The organism is Halomonas sp. TD01, from assembly GCF_923868895.1.
Taxonomy (GTDB): domain Bacteria; phylum Pseudomonadota; class Gammaproteobacteria; order Pseudomonadales; family Halomonadaceae; genus Vreelandella.
On sequence record NZ_OV350343.1, the window covers coordinates 3,676,760 to 3,693,587 of the forward strand.

A 16,828-nucleotide genomic window follows, 5' to 3' on the forward strand; every position below is an offset into this window, starting at 1 on the left:
AAAGCAATTATCGATGATAGGGGTGGCCTACTAGCAGGGTCCACGCCCGGTAAAGCTGCTCAGCCAGCATTATGCGTACTAGTGGGTGCGGTAACGTGAGCGGTGATAAAGACCACGCTTTATCAGCCATTGCTGAAAGGGATGGCTCTAAGCCATCAGGCCCTCCCACCAATAGCACGATATCTTTGCCCAACATACGCCAGGCGTCAGCCTCGTCAGCAAGTTGCTCGGTACTCCAGGTTTTACCCTTAACCTCAAGTGCCACGATATACTCGTCACCACGTAGCTTGTCGCGTATACGCTGCGCTTCTTGCGCACGCGCCTTTGCTATATCAGCATTTTTACCACGCTGACCCAGTGGAATCTCTTCGATTTCAAGCGTGAAATCTCGAGGTAGCCGTTTGCGGTAGGTCTCAATGCCCTCTTCAACCCACGCAGGCATTTTGGTGCCCACCGCTAACAGCCGGATCTTCATGACATCGTGGCTCGCTCTTCAAACCGCTTGAGCGACTCACTAATGGCTCCAGCATCATTGGGCAAGTCTGCCCATAAACGCTCAAGATCGTAGAGCGCTCGCGCTTCAGGCAACATAATATGGACAACCACATCACCCAGATCTACCAGCACCCAGTCAGCGTTATCGCCACCTTCAACACCACGGGGCGAAAGGCCTGACGCTTTGGCTTTTTCCACAACGTTTTGCGCTAAAGCAGCCACGTGGCGAGTAGACGTACCACTGGCGATCAGCATCAAGTCAGTAACTTCTGTCAGCTTGGAAACATCTAGTTGCGTAATATCTCGTGCTTTAAGCTCTTCTAGGGCATCAACCGCTAGATTTTTAAGTGTATCGATGTGCATGGCTCCTAAAGGCAACCCCTTGTTGTCGTAAGCTCAGCAAAAACGAGCTCAGTGATATTCAGTCAATAAGCCGGCCATTGTAACGGCTTCTTTCCTGACTGCCAGCGCTATTCGCTAGAATGATAGAAACCATAATGCAGAATGGCTTCTTCAACTGCCTCAGGCAGTAGGTAACGAACGCTTTTGCCCATTTTCAAACGCTCTCTTATATAAGTAGCCGAAATCGCCATCATGGAAGGCAAGGCCAGCGTAAGAACATTGCCATTCGGGCATTGCATCAGTTCATCTACACTATCGACTTCACGATCACCCACCAGTTCCCTTAACGCTTCAGGCCAAGGAGCGTTATAGCCAGGTCGAGCGATCACCACGAGGTGCGCCAAGGAGAATATCTGCTTGGCTTTGTGCCATTTGGCTAACCGCAGGAAAGCATCGAACCCGATAATCATCACTAGAGAAGCGCTATCGCCATACGCTTGCCGCAGCTCGGCAAGCGTATCCACGCTATAAGAAGGCCCTTCTCGGCGTAGCTCACGATCATCTGCCACCACCCCTGGTGTGTCGCTAATACCTAACGTCAACAACTCAAAACGCTGCTCCGGCGACACCTGAGGCGTATCACGCAGAGGCGGCTGAGGCGCAGGAATCATGTGCAGACGATCAAGCCCAAGGGCTTCACGAACCTCAACGGCGCTTCGTAAATGCCCCAGATGCACAGGATCAAAGGTACCTCCCAGCATACCTATTCGCATGGATGTTGAACTCATTGCCTGACTTGCCCATCCCCAAACACTACATATTTTTGCGTTGTGAGCCCTTCTAATCCAACAGGCCCTCGTGCATGCAGCTTATCGGTTGAGATACCTATTTCGGCTCCCAGCCCATACTCGAAGCCATCAGCAAAACGCGTAGATGCATTCACGATGACTGAACTCGAGTCGACCTCTGCCATGAAGCGTCTCGCTAGACTGATGTCTTGAGTCACAATGGCATCGGTATGATGAGAGCCGTATTGTTCGATATGTTGGATCGCCTCATCCATACCATCGACGACTTTAATCGCTAAAATAGGCGCAAGGTACTCAGCACTCCAGTCTTCTTCAGTGGCCAACGTTGCCTGGGGCAGCAACGCCCGTGTGCGCTCGCAACCACGTAGCTCTACACTGTGCTCGGCGTAGGCACGAGCCAACTCTGGCAGCACAATATCGGCAATTGGCGCATCCACCAGTAGCGTTTCCATCGTATTGCAGGTGCCATAACGATGCGTTTTCGCGTTTACCGCGATGGCCATCGCTTTAGCGGGGTCTGCCGTGGTATCGATGTAAACATGACAAACGCCATCAAGGTGTTTAATAACCGGCACCGTTGCCTCGCGGGAGATGCGCTCGATCAGTGACTTTCCCCCTCTTGGAATAATGACGTCAACATAGTCAGGCATGCTAATCATTGCACCCACCGCAGCTCGATCAGTGGTGGCAACGACCTGTACTGACTCAGGCGGCAAGCCAACATCGGCTAATCCTTCCTGTATACAACTACTAATTGCAGCATTTGACGCACTGGCTTCAGATCCCCCGCGTAGCAAGCAGGCATTACCGGATTTTAAGCACAAGCTTGCTGCCTCAAGGGTAACGTTGGGGCGAGATTCGTAAATAATGCCAATAACCCCAAGCGGCACGCGCATTTTGCCAACTTGAATCCCGCTCGGGCGATAGCGCATATCGTCAATCTCGCCGACAGGATCTGGCAAGGCAGCCACTTGATGAAGACCTTCGATCATGGCATCAATTCGCGCATCGTTAAGTGCCAGACGATCTAGCAACGCATTGTCTAAGCCGGTTTCTTTACCACGCTGTAAGTCAAGCGCATTAGCCTCTAATATTAATTGTCTAGATGCCGCAAGGCGTAATGCCATTGCCTCAAGCGCACGATTTTTCAATCCCGTATCAGCACGACGCAACTCTCTAGCAGCTGCCCGAGCGCCTTGACCGAGCACCTGGATATAAGCGGGCACATCCCCCGCAGCTAATTGCTGTAGGGCTACGTTTTGGCGTGCGTTTGAACCGCTCATACTTTCTCCCTGTGTTATCGCGTATGCAAGGCAAGTTGCATTCTATGGTAGTGGTACTAGGTGTTTGGCAGTATGTTACGCCATTAGGGCGTTATACTGACGCTGTTAGTGACTACATTTAGACGCCCACGCCTAGTCAAAGTGTTCCATGGGCAATCCCGAATTAAAGGTGAATAGTAAGCCACCATGCAAAGCAAGTACAAAATACGCCTACTAAGAGCCAATCTATTTGCAGCGGCAGTAGTATTAGCACTCTGGACATATACGGCACAGCCAGTGGCTGCGCTGGCGCTTTGGTTGTCGGTAGGCTGGCTTTTCGTTACTGCGTTATTACTCGATTTTAGCCACCGCCGTTCTAAAGGCCTACCTTGGCAAGTGCTCACCGGGACGCTGCTATTGTCTCTTATTGCCGCAGCTCCAGAACGTCATAGCTTTTTAATATGGGCTTGGGCGGCAATGTTTATGCTTCCCCAGAAACGCTGGGTAGCTGCTTTCAACGCGTGCGCTGCGCTACTTAGCTGGTTATTAATCGCCCCTCTTCTCACCTTACCCGAAGGGCTACTGCTTTTGGCTACTCTGATGACACTGGGCGTGCTGTCCAGTGCCAAAGCGTGCCAGTTAATCGATATTAATGGCTCGATTCGCAAACGTCTTCGGCTTATTCCCGGTCTTAATCTATGGCCAAGCGGCCAACTACTAAGAGACCTAAGTCGCGAACAAACCCGCTCTGAACGTGAAGCCATCTATGCAGAGTTATTCATTATCCAAGTAAAACGTCATCAGCTTTGGTCGTCGGCGCAAAAATTGTGCAACCTCACATACAGCTTCGAACACGTTTATCGCTTAAACAGTCAGACGCTTGCCGCCTTAATGCTGTCGCATAATCCAAAGGAAGCCGCTCACCGCCGCAAGCTTCTCTGTGCCGGCCTCCCAGAAAAACAGCACTCCCATCACCTGCCGCTAATGGACATAGAACTATCAGGTCTGTCCGTCGAGGCGCTAGCCCAGCTCCCGCCTCTACAACGGGAAAATAACGATGATTGACCAACCGCTGCACAGACACCTGATGACCTTTGCCTACACTGCCAGCGTTATCTTAGTAGCAGGGTACACGTTCTGGCTTTATGGGATGGGAAATTATCACGACTTGTTAGTGCCGATGTTTGTGGCACTGCTGCTACTCGCGGCGTTATTAATGCACCAAAGTCAGGCGTTAAACCCTGCTCTTCCTCGCGCTATTTTACTGGGTAGTAGTTATGTCATTACCCTGTCCGCTTTCTATAACCACCCTAGCATCTCGACTATTTGGATTGGACTGCCCACGGCTGCTGCATTTTTTTTGCTCCCGCTATCGAGCGCTTTATTGCTAACTACATTTTCCGGCCCCTTGTGGTGGCTGTTAACCAACCACAATGGCACATCCGCAGAGATGATTATTGCTTATACCGCTCTCATTCTGCTGCTCGCCTTACCACCATGGGAACACGCACGTCAGCGAGCATTGTTAAGGGCGACGGATCCAAACGACAATGATTGCAATGCTTACCATATCGATACGCTAAAAGAGCGCCTGCATAATGAATTTCTACGCGCAGCGATGCTCAACAAGCGCTTGGCGGTATTAGTAATGCATTTACCCCAACTTGATATGGCGGAAGAGCAATTTGGTTCACGCGCTCAAACGGCTCTTTTGGGCGCTCTCTGTAACGAAGTGAATAGCCGTTGCCGTGACCACGACCTATTAGGCCGAGCAGACAACGCCACATTCTGGTTGGTGTTGCCTGACACAAGCGAAAGCGGTGCTATGTTGGTGCGCGAGCGGCTGCAACGCGCATTATCACAACGTGTTCTAGTGGAAACGGGGCAATTAGAAACCCGTATTGCTGTTTGCCTGCCGTGCCGAAATGAAAGTTTTGAACGCTACATAAATCGCTTGGAAGCACGTGCGAAGGCATTATCTATCGCTTGATGCTTATAAAATGGAGCAGTACTCGTCATGGCTGATACGCTTTTTGCCCTGTCGCTCTCACCAGCCATGTTACTACTGATGGTTGCGCTAATTTCACTGCTTGAATCCCTTGCGTTGGTTGGCTTATTGGTTCCAGGCGTTGTGTTAATCACCGCAGCCGCGTCTTTGGCGGGGCATGAAGCCATTGCCCTACCATGGCTAACCGGCGCTGCGTTACTAGGCGCCATTTTGGGGGATAGCATTAGCTACCTGCTCGGCTATCACCACCGCGAACAGGTCACCAACCGCTGGCCGTTATCCATCCATCCAGAATGGCTTGAACGCGGCGTACTTTTTTTTGAACGTTATGGTATCCATTCAGTATTTATTGGCCGATTCGTAGGGCCAGTCCGTCCCATTATTCCGCTTATTGCAGGCATGATGCGGATGCCAAAACGCACATTTTTGTGGGCTAATATCACTTCCGCCGCCCTGTGGGCACCCGCTTATGTGCTGCCTGGCTACTTACTAGGAAGAACCTGGCAACAGCACCTCAATCTCCCCCAAAACATTGAAACGGCAATCATTACATTAGGCGCCAGCATCGTCGTGCTTGCGGTGGTTTTTTCCTGGGGAAGAGCTCAGGTTGGGCGCCATGGCTTTATCTACTTGGCAACAGCACGCCTTATTCGTCGTGTCCCTTTTATGCGTCGTTCCTGGCTCTCAATGAGCCTTAATGATGAAGTGCCGCTAGCCTCGTTACTGTTATTTGTGATCACGTTGGCAAGTGTCTCAGCCTGGACACTGCTGGTAATGAACCATCAAGGCCCACTGGCGATTGACCTACAAGCGCAGCGGCTGTTTAGCTGGTTAACCAATGAGCCACTTCAGTTAGTCAGCTTGAGCTTGGCCAAAATAGGCGACTCACTTGGGGTTACCGCCCTACTTTTGCCTTTGGCAGTTTGGCTGATACACCACAAGCGCATGGATGCTCTTAGCCATTGGGCGTTTGCCATCGGTGGTGTTGCGCTGCTCAACACAATGGGAAAGATGGTTTTTGGGCGTGTACGGCCAGAAACACCAGACTATCTGGCTGGCTCATTTTCATACCCAAGCGCACACACCTCCACGGCAGTTGTCGTTGCTGGGCTAGCAGCTGCGTTCATTGCAGCCGGGTTGCACCGCAAACAACGCGTTTGGGTTTATTGGCTAGCCATTATACTGGTCACGCCGATGGCGTTATCGCGCTTAATATTAGGCGTTCATTGGCTAAGTGATCTCATCGGCGGCGCCCTCTTGGGCCTGCTAGTATGCGCCCTCGTTCGGCTGAATTGGCAGCGAAGCGTTAGAACTCCCTTACCTCGTTGCCCGTGGGGCAGACTAATAGCAGCCACCATCGTGCTGGTAGGCCTGCGTGTTATCCTGCTACCACCTGTTTAGCAACTCGGCGCTACTTAGCAATTCGACGCTACCCCAGTGCCAGCCAGACACCCACCCCAATCATTAGTGTCCCTGCAATACGGTTAAGCAACCGTACATTGCCGCTTTTGCCTAGCACGTTACGCAGCGTTTTCCCCCCAGTGGCGTACACCAGCATGCTGGCAAACTCGATCACTAAAATAACCGCAATAAGAAGGGTAAGCTGAGGCGCTAGTGGCCGACTGCCATCTAAAAACGGTGGCAGCAGCACCATAAAAAAGGCCCACCCCTTGGGGTTGGCCACTGCCGTGACTAACCCCTGAGTAGCCAGCTGTACCCGCCCAGCGGCTGGCCCAGCATTAAGCTCGTCAGGGATAGCCATACGCCCCCTAGAGCGCCACATCATAATGCCCAAATAAGCCAAGTACGCGCCGCCCACCCACTTAAACGCAATGAACAGCTCTGGCTGACGCAGCATTAACGCTGCCACACCAGCACCCGCGGCGGCCGCAACGATGCCAACGCCAATTAGCTCGCCTATCATCATCCACAGCGTTCGCTTCACTCCCTGGGTCATTCCCAGCACCATCGCCAACGTCATACACATCCCCGGCGTTAGGGAAACGAACAAAAACGTGGGTACAAACACCGACAGCGTCGCCCATGACATCATCATTACTCTTCCGTATTGTTTACATCGTTATCTGCATCGCTAGACGTGGTTTCATACCCTTCACCCCAACGCGGTACAAGGCGGTGGGTAATGCCTAACTGGTTGAGTATCCGGGCAACCACAAAGTCGATTAAATCTTCTATTCGTTCCGGGCGATGATAAAAACCGGGAGCCGCAGGCAAAATCACCACTCCCAAGCGGCTTAGCGCCAGCATGTGCTCTAGGTGAATGGGTGAAAAGGGGCTTTCACGTGGCACCATGACTAACGTCCGTCGCTCTTTGATAGCGACGTCGGCGGCACGCTCAATTAAGTTATTGCTCGCGCCAGTTGCGACTGCTGAAAGCGTGCCTGTAGAGCAGGGGCAAATCACCATCGCAGAGGGGGCGCCAGAACCTGATGCGACGGGTGCCATCCAGTCTTCACGACCAAAACAGCGGATTTGACCGGGCTTAGCGCCACTCTGCTCGGTGAGTGCCTCGACTAAGCGTTTAGGCTGAGCAGGTAACGACACATCTGTCTCAGTGGCAATGACCATATGCGCTGCTTTGGAAATCATTACCCACACTTCATGACCTGCAGCCACTAATACGTCGATCAAGCGCAGGCCATACTGCGCGCCCGAAGCACCTGTCAGCGCCACTGTTACCGGCGGTTTAAAGTCTGTCACTCAGCTTGCTCCTTGGCAGATAGCGCGCTCAACAGGCGCTGATGAACTCCTTCAAAACCGCCATTAGACATCACAACAATACGGTCTAGTGGTGACGCTTGAGTCACAACCGCTTGCACGAGCGCATCGATATCGCTAAATAGTTCAGCGCGCTTGCCTTGTTCAGCCACTAACGCTTCCATTGACCAGTCAAGCCCTGCCGGTTGAAACCAGAACACGGCATCCGCATCGGCAACGCTCTCATTCAGTCGAGCACGCAGTGCGCCTAAACGCATGGTATTGGAGCGTGGCTCAATCACCGCCAGCAAACGCCCTTTGGTGGTGGCTGCACGCAGCCCTTTTAAGGTGGCCGCAATCGCTGTTGGATGGTGGGCAAAGTCATCGATGACTTGCACTCCGTCCACTTCCCCGAGGACTTCCTGACGGCGACGGGGTGTTTTAAAACGAGAAAGCGCAGCGCAAGCGCGAGCAAGATTCACACCACAACGGCTCGCAGCGGCAAGTGCCGCAAGCGCATTACGCGCGTTGTGCTCACCGGTTAACGCCCACTCGACTACGCCGTCCTCTTCGCCCTCTACCCCAATGTGGAGCACCTGAAAGCGGCTGCCATCAGAGCGTTCCAAACGCAATTGCCACTCGCTGTTCTCTAATGTGCCGAAATGCTCGACCGGCGACCATACTCCCATTTCTAAAACACGTTCCAGCGCAGGCTGTTGATCAGCAACTAACAAGCAACCTCGGCTCGGCACGGTTCGTACCAAATGGTGGAACTGGCGCTCAATCGCAGCAAGGTCAGGGAATATATCGGCATGGTCAAACTCTAAGTTGTTCATCACCGCAATCTGGGGGCGGTAGTGAACAAACTTAGAGCGCTTGTCAAAAAACGCCGTATCGTACTCGTCAGCCTCTACAATAAACGGGCTATCGTGATGACCTAAGCGTGCCGACACACCAAAATTACGCGGCACACCACCAATTAAAAATCCAGGCGTAAAGCCAGCGCTTTCCAATAACCATGCTAAAAGGCTGGCAGTGGTGGTCTTACCGTGAGTACCTGCAACGGCAATGACTTGCCTGCCAGGCAGTACATGTTCAGCCAGCCACTGAGCGCCTGAGGTATAGGACAAACCGCTATTTAGCAGCGCCTCGACTTCGGGGTTACCCCGAGATAACGCATTTCCCACAATGACAAGTGCAGGCTGATCAGCAAGATTTTCGGCGCGATATCCCTCCATCAGGGTTATCCCCGCCTCTTCTAACTGGGTGCTCATGGGAGGATACACATTCGTATCTGAGCCGCTCACCTGATGCCCTAACTCCCGCGCTAGCAGAGCCAGGCTCCCCATAAAAGTGCCGCAGATACCCATAATATGCAGACGCATAGGTGAAGCGCTCCTTACTTAACCAGTTAACTAAGCTGCTGAGACTAGCATGCAACGTTAACTTGCTCATCTAGTTCAAGGCAGGTCTTGGCTTTAAAACTAGAGCCAAAGCTCGTTCAGAAGTGACAAAACGCCCAGTTTGATGCAGGATGCGGCTACCTTTTTGCTCATGATCTTTTAAAGATGATCATTCACACACATCCAACCGCTGACCAATCTCAGCGTTGCCGAGGGAGCTTACAATGCGCGTTTTGATTCGCTATTTCTTCAGAGGTGTCCGCCTTATTCTAGCCCCCGTCATGTTGATCTCAGAGAAGCTTTCAACCCCTAAATCTGTAGAGCGTACCGAGGAAGAGCAAGCTAAGGTCGATGCCGCCTGTGAACACCTAGCCCTCTATCAGTTCCGCACATGTCCTTTCTGCATCAAAGTACGTAAAGAAATCGCGCGACTGGGACTCAATATCGAATTACGCGACGCTCAGCTAGACCCTGACCATAAAAAAGCGCTTCAAGAAGGCGGTGGCAAAGTTAAAGTTCCGTGCTTAAAAATTAACCATGAAGACGGCCGGGAAGAGTGGCTCTACGAGTCAGATGCCATTAACCGCTGGTTACACCAACATTTCGCTTAGAACACACTTATACAGTTGCCGCTATGGAGTTGAAAAGCCGAATAGCGGCGCCCACTGCACCCCACCTTCGTCTAACGCCCCTATCTTTTGAGGCCGTTACCAGCCCTGTCATTCAGCAGATGAATGATACCTCTCATTATTTCGATTGTATGACGCAACCCGCACTCTCTATGTTTATAGAGAACACAATGCTGTTAGAACAGCTTACAAGCTGACCGTGTCTGTTTTACTGGTTTTTCAAACGCACCTAGTTTTCAAACGCAATTGGTTTTTAAACACGCTAGGTTTGGCCAGTAAAGTGAACAATAAACAATACAAAGGGAAACATTATGACGTTTAAGAAAACGCTACTGGCTTCTGTCATTGGTGCTGTGGTTGCGGGCACGACGATGCTACCGATGACCGCAAGTGCTGAAACCCTGCGCATTGGTTACTCTGCCGACCCTGAAACCCTCGATATCCATGAGCAGTTATCTGGCGGCATGCTGCGCCTTTCGCACTTAGCGTTTGACCCGCTGGTACGTTGGACAAAAGATTTTCAGTTTGAGCCGCGTCTGGCGACTGAATGGGAACAGGTAGACGAAACGACGACACGCATGACCCTGCGTGAAGGTGTCACCTTCCACTCAGGTAACGAATTTACCGCCAAAGATGTGGTATGGACGATTGAACGTCTGAAAGAGAGCCCGGATTATCGCGCTATTTTTGAGCCCGTCGCAGGTGCTGAAGCAGTTGACGATTACACTGTCGAAATTACAACCACTGAGCCCTACCCGCTACTGCTGAACCTTGCAACTTACATCTTCCCCATGGATAGCGAGTTCTACACGGGTGAAACCGAAAGCGGCAATGAAAAAGCTGAAATCGTAAAAGCGGGCAACTCATTTGCATCGCGAAATGTCTCAGGCACTGGCCCATTTATTATCACTGAACGCCGTCAAGGTGTCCGCGTTGATTTTGAACGCTTTGAGGATTACTGGGATACCGACAGCGAAGGTAACGTTTCTAAAATTGTCCTGACGCCCATTGCTGAAAATGCCTCACGCGTGGCGGCACTACTGTCAGGCGGCGTTGACTTTATCGATGCGGTGCCACCTAACGACCTGGATCGTGTTCGCGAAGCCGATAACGCCAATCTCGTAGAAGTGGACGGCACACGCATCATTGGCTTCCAAATGAATGAAGAACGCGTTGAAGCCTTCCAGGATGCACGGGTTCGCCAAGCTGTTGATTTGGCGATTAACCAAGAAGGTATTGCCGACCGATTGATGCGTGGTTTCGCCACGCCAGCGGGCCAGTTCTCTCCAGAAGGCTACTCTGGCCACAACCCTGACTTAGTGCCACGTTATGACATTGAACGCGCCAAAGAGCTGATGGCAGAAGCGGGCTACGAGGAAGGGTTCAGCGTTGACATGATCGCGCCGAATAACCGCTACGTGAACGATGCTCAGATCGCTCAAGCAGTGGCTAACATGCTGGCGCAGATCAACATTAATGTTAACCTGCGCACGATGCCGCTTGCTCAGTACTGGCCCGAATACGATACTCGCGAATCTGACATTGCAATGATTGGCTGGCATGCGGACACCGAAGACACCGCTAACTTCTTCCAGTATCTCTCTTTCTGCATTGATGAAGAGACCGGCGTTGGTCAATACAACTACGGCAGCTATTGCAACGAAGAAATTGACGCGCTTGTTACTGCGGCAGATAGCGAAACTGATTTAGAAAAACGCAATGAAATGCTGCGTGAAGCGGAAGCCATGCTCTATGAAGACGTAGGCTACATCATGTTGCATTGGCAAAATCTCGCCTATGGCGCTGCTGACGGCATAGATATCGAACCAATCGTTAACGCCATTGACTTCCCCTATCTAGGTGATCTGGTAATTAATCGCTAATTTCCACGCTTATTTTTACACGTGCAAGGATGCTTCGTTCCCCATAACCCTGGGGGACGAAGCATTTTATGTGGTAACAGCCTCATCACAGGCTTCGCCCTTACTTGCCATTAATTCTCTATTAAACCTATGACATAGGTGGCGTACGCCATGATTGCTTTTCTAATCAAGCGCCTGATGCACGCGATATTGGTGATGTTTGTCATCAGTGTACTGGCCTTCGCCATCCAGGATAACCTGGGTGACCCTGTACAACAGATGGTCGGACAGTCGGTCCCCGAAAGTGAACGTGAAGCTATTCGCGAGCGCTTAGGCTTAAATGATTCGTTTTTAGTTCAGTATGTACGCTTTGCTAAAAATGCGGTGCAAGGCGATTTTGGGTACTCCTATTTCTACCGCGAACCTGCGCTGGAAGTAATTGCTCGGCATTTGCCTGCAACGCTCGAACTGGTGTTTGCCGCCACGCTCATTATTGTGCTTTTTTCCGTACCAATCGGCGTTTATAGCGCGATAAAACCTCGCTCTCCTATATCACGTTTTTTTATGGGCGCCTCAATTATTGGTATTTCGATACCGGTGTTTTTGACCGCCATTTTATTGATTCAGATTTTCTCGATTGGGATCACTATCACCCTGTTTCCTGAAAGTACCAGCTGGGGAGCTTGGTTAAATAGCCTGCTGTCGACAGAAGGTAATATGCCATCGTTTGGCCGTGGCTATGACTTAGTGCATGTGGTAGGCCACTGGGACACCAACTTAGCCACGTGGAATGGCTTACAGCATTTGGTACTACCCGCTATTTCACTCGCCTCCATTATGTTGCCGCTGTTTATCCGCCTGATTCGCGCAGAAATGATGGAAGTGCTGCAGTCAGAGTATGTGAAGTACGCCCGAGCGAAAGGCATTTCAATGCGACGTGTTTACTTTGTTCACGCGCTTAAAAACACCATGCTGCCGGTTATCACCGTTGGCGGCGTACAGATCGGCACCATGGTGGCTTACACCATTTTGACCGAAACTGTTTTCCAATGGCCGGGCATGGGACTGATGTTCCTTGATGCTATTAACCGAGCCGATATACCGCTAATTGTTACTTACTTGATGATTGTCGGCGTCATTTTCGTGGTGACGAACACCATTGTGGATTTGATCTACGGCTTCGTGAACCCCACCGTAAAACTGACAGGTAAGCCCGCATGACAACGCCTACAACAACGATGGCACCCAGCCGTTGGGAACGCCTGCGTGATTCCTATTTATGGTACAGCTTTAAGCGCGATCGCACGGCCCAACTGTGTCTCGCGGTATTTATTTGCCTAGTCATTGCGGCGTTTTCAGCGCCTTTGCTAGCCCCCACCAATCCTTATGACCTCGCACAAATCGACATTATGTCGTCCGAATTACCGCCTTTTTGGATTGATGGTGCTGATGAGCGTTACAGCTTAGGCACCGATGCCCAGGGACGCGATTTATGGTCGATTATTCTCTACGGCACACGCGTATCGCTACTAATTGGTTTTGGCGCTGTCATACTTCAAGCGCTGCTCGGCGTAACGTTCGGCCTAATGGCAGGCTACTTAGGTGGCCGCGTCGATGCTTTTTTGATGCGCTTAGCCGATATCCAGCTGTCCTTTTCTACACTAATGGTCGCTATCGTGGTGGGTGCTCTGGTGAAAGCCACCATGGGTAGCGCGTTTTACAGCCAATATGCCGTGCTCATGCTGATTTTAATTATCGGGCTAGCTGAGTGGCCTCAGTACGCACGCACGGTGCGCGCTTCGGTGTTAGCTGAGAAAAACAAAGAGTACGTCGATGCTGCACGAGTGATGGGCCTACGCAGCAAACGTATTATGTTTCGCCATGTGCTGCCGAACACCATGTCTCCGATTTTTGTTATCTCAACGGTGCAAATTGCCAACGCCATTATTTCTGAGGCGGCACTGTCATTCCTAGGCCTCGGGATGCCAGAAACCCACCCTTCTCTTGGATCGCTGATTAAAGCCGGCTTTGACTATATTCAGTCAGGCTCTTGGTGGATCACCCTGATTCCTGGTGCGGTACTCATTGTGCTGGTGCTGTCTATCAATCTATTGGGCGATTGGCTGCGCGATGTCATGAACCCACGACTCTATAAAGGCTGAGGACACCATGGCGCTACTTGAAGTCTCTCAACTCGACGTACGTTTTGCACTTCGCCAAGGTGAAGTGCGCGCTCTTCGCGATGTCAATTTCACCCTGGAGCGCGGCGAGCGCTTAGGCATCGTAGGCGAGTCTGGCGCGGGTAAATCCGTGGCCGCCTTCTCACTACTTAATCTGATTGCCAAGCCCGGCTTTATAGCCGGTGGCAGCATTAAGTTTGAAGGTCAGACACTTAATACCATGTCCGAGCGCGGTCTGCGCAAAGTACGCGGCAATCGCATCTCGATGATTTTCCAAGACCCAATGATGACGCTAAACCCCGTACTCTCGATTGGTGAGCAGATGGTCGAGTGCCTAAAAGCGCACCGACGTATCTCCACCAAAGAAGCACGCGCCATCTCTCTGGATAAGTTGCGCCAAGTTCAGATTCCGTCGCCAGAGACACGCTTGGATCAATACCCCCACGAGCTTTCTGGTGGTATGCGCCAGCGCATTATTATCGCCATCGCCCTACTGCTCGACCCCGACATTATCATTGCTGATGAACCGACCACCGCCTTGGACGTGACCATCCAAGCGGAAATCATGGCGCTCCTTCTTGAGCTATGCGAACAGCACAACGTGGGCCTGATTCTTATCACTCACGACTTGGGTGTCGTGAGTCAGGTCACTCAGCGTATGCTGGTTATGTATGCTGGTCGTGTTATTGAACAAGGCCCCACGCGGGAAATTATCAATGATCCGCAGCACCCCTATACCCAAGGGCTGATCAACGCGTTACCGCAAATGGCGACGCCCGGCGAAAAGCTCAATCAAATCCGCGGCAGCATGCCGTCACTCTCTAACTTGCCTAGCGGCTGCGCGTTTCATCCGCGCTGCGACTTCATCAATAGAGCAGATGGTCAACCACGCCCTGCCTGCACCCAGCAAGTGCCTGAATTTGTCGAATCCGGCAATTGCCGTGTCGCCTGCCATATGGTGGCTGAAATGCTTGAAGACCGTCGCCTGAAGGAGGAAACACGATGAGTGCTCAGGGAGAAATGCACAGTACAATACACAGTACGTCGCACACTCAAAATGAAGAGAGCAGCGAATCGCTACTGCAAATTCGTGGCCTAAAAAAGCGTTTTTCATTATCAGGGGATTTTTTGGATCAGTTGCGCTTTAAAGGCGGCAAGCTGGTTCGTCACCAAGAGCATGTACACGCTATTAACGGCGTTAACCTCGATATAAAACGCGGCGAAGCGCTCTGCGTGGTTGGTGAATCTGGCTGCGGTAAATCCACTGTTGCCAGAACAGTCATGGGGTTACTCACGCCCACCGAGGGCGAAATTCGCTATGACGGGCAGAGGATCGACAACTTAAGTTCCCGCCAGCTATTGCCTTATCGCAAGCGCATGCAGATGATTTTCCAAAATCCTTATGCATCGCTTAATCCTCGGATGACGATCCAGCAAACGCTGGAAGAACCGCTGCGCTTGCACCACCCAGACTGGAACCGTGAAAAGATACTCGACAAGGTTCAGGACGTCATGGGTTCAGTGGGGATTGACCCCGACTGGGGCAAGCGTTTTGGGCACGAGTTTTCAGGTGGCCAGCGCCAGCGTATCGCCATAGCACGCGCCCTAGCCGTCGATCCTGAGTTTATTGTTGCCGACGAACCCATTTCGGCACTGGATGTATCCATTCAGGCACAAGTGCTCAACCTGCTGATGGAGGCGCAACAAGCGCGTAACCTGACTTATCTATTCATCACCCACGATTTAGCGGTTGTAGAGCACTTTGGCACTCGTGTAGCGGTGATGTATTTAGGTACAGTTTGTGAAGTGGCAACGACAGCGACGCTGTTCGCTAAACCGCGCCACCCCTATACCCAGGCGCTGCTCTCGGCAATTCCACGCCTGAAGGATGACCGGCCCCAGCATATTCGTCTTACCGGCGAAGTGCCGACACCAGTCAACTTACCGAGCGGCTGCGTATTCCATGGCCGTTGCCCCTATGCCAACGCCCGCTGCCACCAGGAAATTCCTATCCTGCAAACCCAGGATGACGGCACTCGCGTTGCGTGCCACGCTGTTGAAGAAGGCCGCCTATGACGTCAGTTTCAGCAACAGCATCACGTTTGGCAGCACTGCGAGGTAAGACATGGAAATTCGCTGGCTAGAAGACTTTATTGCCCTGGCCAGAACGCGGCACTTCTCTCGCGCAGCAGATGATCAGCACGTCACACAGCCCACCTTTTCACGGCGCATTAAGTTGCTGGAGGAAGAGATGGGCGTGACGCTGATCAACCGGCAGACATTGCCGCTTTCGCTAACCCCAGCGGGAGAGGAGTTCCTGACGCTTTGCGAGCAGGTAACCGATCGCGTGCGTTTAACACGTGACCGCGTGCGAGAAATCAGCGCCGGACAGCAGCGCCGCATCATGGTGGCTGCTCCGCAGAGCTTACTTCCACAGTTTTTGCCGGAGTGGCTTGCCTCTACGGGTTGGCAAGAGCGTATACAGCCGTACTTACGAGCGACTGGCTGGGTGGCGAGCGATTATTTTCAAGCGCTTGGCCGAGCAGAGTGCGATCTCGCTATTTGCTATTGGCCAATCGGGCGTTGCGATTTAGACATCGATACCAGTGCCTGTACGTATCGAGTCATTGGCCACGAGCGCTTGATTCCTGTCACTGGCTTGGACGCGAACGGCACACCTTGCGCGTTGCTGCCCGGCTCACGGCAGCAACCCGCGCCTTGGCTGGCCTATCCAAAGCGGGGCCTATTGGGTTCAGCGGTAAAGGCGCATCTCGCTCGCCTACCGCAGAGCACCTACCTCATGGCGCAAAGTGAAAATCTCTATGCGGCAGGTATTAAAGAGCTGGTGCTTCTCGGCTATGGCATGAGCTGGCTACCTGAACGCAACATAGCCGCTGAGCTATCCAACGGAACATTAATCAGAGCAGGCGATAGCCGCTGGGATGTCCCGATGGAGCTGCGACTATATCGCCACCAAAACCAGCATCACGCAGAGCTGGATAGCCTGTGGAGTGAGCTCGCTCCGCTGCGCAATTAAGCCAACAGTTAAGGCTATTACCCGACTTGTTACCGTCATCAGAGTTCATGGCCGAGCCGTCATTGAAAAAAGGACACTACTTG

Annotated in this window: 17 protein-coding genes; 10 read left to right on the forward strand and 7 right to left on the reverse strand. The window is 52.0% G+C overall.

Annotated features, from left to right (window positions below; genetic code table 11):
• Window positions 1-7: 7 nt before the first annotated feature.
• From rlmH to L1X57_RS16705, 4 genes are all read right to left on the reverse strand, one after another.
• Entirely contained in the window at window positions 8-475 is a 468-nt protein-coding gene (gene rlmH, locus L1X57_RS16690; protein WP_009723532.1) for a 23S rRNA (pseudouridine(1915)-N(3))-methyltransferase RlmH, read from the reverse strand.
• A complete protein-coding gene (gene rsfS / locus L1X57_RS16695) occupies window positions 472-858 on the reverse strand; it encodes a ribosome silencing factor (RefSeq protein WP_009723533.1) in 387 nt (128 codons plus the stop codon). Before rsfS ends, rlmH begins: the two co-directional genes overlap by 4 nt.
• Before the next feature lie 107 nt (window positions 859-965).
• A complete protein-coding gene (gene nadD / locus L1X57_RS16700) occupies window positions 966-1,610 on the reverse strand; it encodes a nicotinate-nucleotide adenylyltransferase (protein WP_009723534.1) in 645 nt (214 codons plus the stop codon).
• A gap of 11 nt (window positions 1,611-1,621) precedes the next feature.
• Window positions 1,622-2,929, reverse strand: coding sequence for a glutamate-5-semialdehyde dehydrogenase (locus L1X57_RS16705; protein WP_009723535.1), 1,308 nt, complete (start codon window positions 2,927-2,929; stop codon window positions 1,622-1,624).
• Window positions 2,930-3,115: 186 nt separating this feature from the next.
• On the opposite strand from L1X57_RS16705, the gene L1X57_RS16710 reads away from it, so the two are divergent.
• From L1X57_RS16710 to L1X57_RS16720, 3 genes are read left to right on the forward strand one after another with little or no spacing between them, the layout of a single operon-like run.
• The gene (locus L1X57_RS16710; RefSeq protein ID WP_009723537.1) at window positions 3,116-3,973 is read left to right on the forward strand and encodes a hypothetical protein; all 858 of its coding nucleotides are present in this window, start codon (window positions 3,116-3,118) and stop codon (window positions 3,971-3,973) included.
• Complete coding sequence (locus L1X57_RS16715) at window positions 3,966-4,898, forward strand: diguanylate cyclase domain-containing protein (protein WP_009723538.1); 933 nt, start codon at window positions 3,966-3,968, stop codon at window positions 4,896-4,898. Before L1X57_RS16710 ends, L1X57_RS16715 begins: the two co-directional genes overlap by 8 nt.
• 27 nt (window positions 4,899-4,925) lie before the next feature.
• Window positions 4,926-6,317 (forward strand): VTT domain-containing protein, encoded by a 1,392-nt coding sequence (locus L1X57_RS16720; protein WP_234667798.1) that lies wholly within the window; start codon window positions 4,926-4,928, stop codon window positions 6,315-6,317.
• Between the two features lie 28 nt (window positions 6,318-6,345).
• Here L1X57_RS16720 and L1X57_RS16725 read toward each other — a convergent pair whose 3' ends face one another.
• From L1X57_RS16725 to mpl, 3 genes are read right to left on the reverse strand one after another with little or no spacing between them, the layout of a single operon-like run.
• Window positions 6,346-6,969 carry a LysE family translocator gene (locus L1X57_RS16725; protein ID WP_186004651.1) on the reverse strand — a complete coding sequence of 208 codons (624 nt, stop codon included), beginning with the start codon at window positions 6,967-6,969 and terminating at the stop codon, window positions 6,346-6,348.
• 2 nt (window positions 6,970-6,971) lie between these two features.
• On the reverse strand, window positions 6,972-7,637 hold the full coding sequence (locus L1X57_RS16730) for a flavin prenyltransferase UbiX (protein WP_009723541.1): 666 nt from the start codon (window positions 7,635-7,637) through the stop codon (window positions 6,972-6,974).
• Window positions 7,634-9,019, reverse strand: a complete 1,386-nt coding sequence (gene mpl, locus L1X57_RS16735) for a UDP-N-acetylmuramate:L-alanyl-gamma-D-glutamyl-meso-diaminopimelate ligase (RefSeq protein WP_009723542.1) — start codon at window positions 9,017-9,019, stop codon at window positions 7,634-7,636. Before mpl ends, L1X57_RS16730 begins: the two co-directional genes overlap by 4 nt.
• Window positions 9,020-9,261: 242 nt before the next feature.
• On the opposite strand from mpl, the gene L1X57_RS16740 reads away from it, so the two are divergent.
• The 7 genes from L1X57_RS16740 to L1X57_RS16770 all read left to right on the forward strand — a co-directional run bounded on the left by L1X57_RS16740 (window position 9,262) and on the right by L1X57_RS16770 (window position 16,745).
• Window positions 9,262-9,648, forward strand: a complete 387-nt coding sequence (locus L1X57_RS16740) for a glutaredoxin family protein (RefSeq protein ID WP_009723543.1) — start codon at window positions 9,262-9,264, stop codon at window positions 9,646-9,648.
• Between the two features lie 329 nt (window positions 9,649-9,977).
• A complete protein-coding gene (locus L1X57_RS16745) occupies window positions 9,978-11,549 on the forward strand; it encodes an ABC transporter substrate-binding protein (RefSeq protein ID WP_009723544.1) in 1,572 nt (523 codons plus the stop codon).
• A gap of 150 nt (window positions 11,550-11,699) precedes the next feature.
• Window positions 11,700-12,749 carry an ABC transporter permease gene (locus L1X57_RS16750; RefSeq protein WP_009723545.1) on the forward strand — a complete coding sequence of 350 codons (1,050 nt, stop codon included), beginning with the start codon at window positions 11,700-11,702 and terminating at the stop codon, window positions 12,747-12,749.
• Window positions 12,746-13,690: an ABC transporter permease gene (locus tag L1X57_RS16755; RefSeq protein ID WP_009723546.1), complete on the forward strand. Its 945-nt coding sequence runs from the start codon at window positions 12,746-12,748 to the stop codon at window positions 13,688-13,690. The genes L1X57_RS16750 and L1X57_RS16755 overlap by 4 nt, the downstream gene beginning before the upstream one ends.
• Window positions 13,691-13,697: 7 nt before the next feature.
• Window positions 13,698-14,714 carry an ABC transporter ATP-binding protein gene (locus tag L1X57_RS16760; protein WP_009723547.1) on the forward strand — a complete coding sequence of 339 codons (1,017 nt, stop codon included), beginning with the start codon at window positions 13,698-13,700 and terminating at the stop codon, window positions 14,712-14,714.
• Complete coding sequence (locus tag L1X57_RS16765; protein ID WP_009723548.1) at window positions 14,711-15,784, forward strand: ABC transporter ATP-binding protein; 1,074 nt, start codon at window positions 14,711-14,713, stop codon at window positions 15,782-15,784. Before L1X57_RS16760 ends, L1X57_RS16765 begins: the two co-directional genes overlap by 4 nt.
• A gap of 49 nt (window positions 15,785-15,833) precedes the next feature.
• Window positions 15,834-16,745, forward strand: coding sequence for a LysR family transcriptional regulator (locus tag L1X57_RS16770; RefSeq protein WP_234667800.1), 912 nt, complete (start codon window positions 15,834-15,836; stop codon window positions 16,743-16,745).
• The last annotated feature ends 83 nt before the right edge of the window (window positions 16,746-16,828 follow it).

Coding starts and splice junctions, on each gene's coding strand:
- rlmH (WP_009723532.1), bottom strand. CDS start 475: ATGAAGATCCGGCTGTTAGCGGTGGGCACCAAAATGCCTGCGTGGGTT.
- rsfS (WP_009723533.1), bottom strand. CDS start 858: ATGCACATCGATACACTTAAAAATCTAGCGGTTGATGCCCTAGAAGAG.
- nadD (WP_009723534.1), bottom strand. CDS start 1,610: ATGCGAATAGGTATGCTGGGAGGTACCTTTGATCCTGTGCATCTGGGG.
- L1X57_RS16705 (WP_009723535.1), bottom strand. CDS start 2,929: ATGAGCGGTTCAAACGCACGCCAAAACGTAGCCCTACAGCAATTAGCT.
- L1X57_RS16710 (WP_009723537.1), top strand. CDS start 3,116: ATGCAAAGCAAGTACAAAATACGCCTACTAAGAGCCAATCTATTTGCA.
- L1X57_RS16715 (WP_009723538.1), top strand. CDS start 3,966: ATGATTGACCAACCGCTGCACAGACACCTGATGACCTTTGCCTACACT.
- L1X57_RS16720 (WP_234667798.1), top strand. CDS start 4,926: ATGGCTGATACGCTTTTTGCCCTGTCGCTCTCACCAGCCATGTTACTA.
- L1X57_RS16725 (WP_186004651.1), bottom strand. CDS start 6,969: ATGATGTCATGGGCGACGCTGTCGGTGTTTGTACCCACGTTTTTGTTC.
- mpl (WP_009723542.1), bottom strand. CDS start 9,019: ATGCGTCTGCATATTATGGGTATCTGCGGCACTTTTATGGGGAGCCTG.
- L1X57_RS16740 (WP_009723543.1), top strand. CDS start 9,262: ATGCGCGTTTTGATTCGCTATTTCTTCAGAGGTGTCCGCCTTATTCTA.
- L1X57_RS16745 (WP_009723544.1), top strand. CDS start 9,978: ATGACGTTTAAGAAAACGCTACTGGCTTCTGTCATTGGTGCTGTGGTT.
- L1X57_RS16750 (WP_009723545.1), top strand. CDS start 11,700: ATGATTGCTTTTCTAATCAAGCGCCTGATGCACGCGATATTGGTGATG.
- L1X57_RS16755 (WP_009723546.1), top strand. CDS start 12,746: ATGACAACGCCTACAACAACGATGGCACCCAGCCGTTGGGAACGCCTG.
- L1X57_RS16760 (WP_009723547.1), top strand. CDS start 13,698: ATGGCGCTACTTGAAGTCTCTCAACTCGACGTACGTTTTGCACTTCGC.
- L1X57_RS16765 (WP_009723548.1), top strand. CDS start 14,711: ATGAGTGCTCAGGGAGAAATGCACAGTACAATACACAGTACGTCGCAC.
- L1X57_RS16770 (WP_234667800.1), top strand. CDS start 15,834: ATGGAAATTCGCTGGCTAGAAGACTTTATTGCCCTGGCCAGAACGCGG.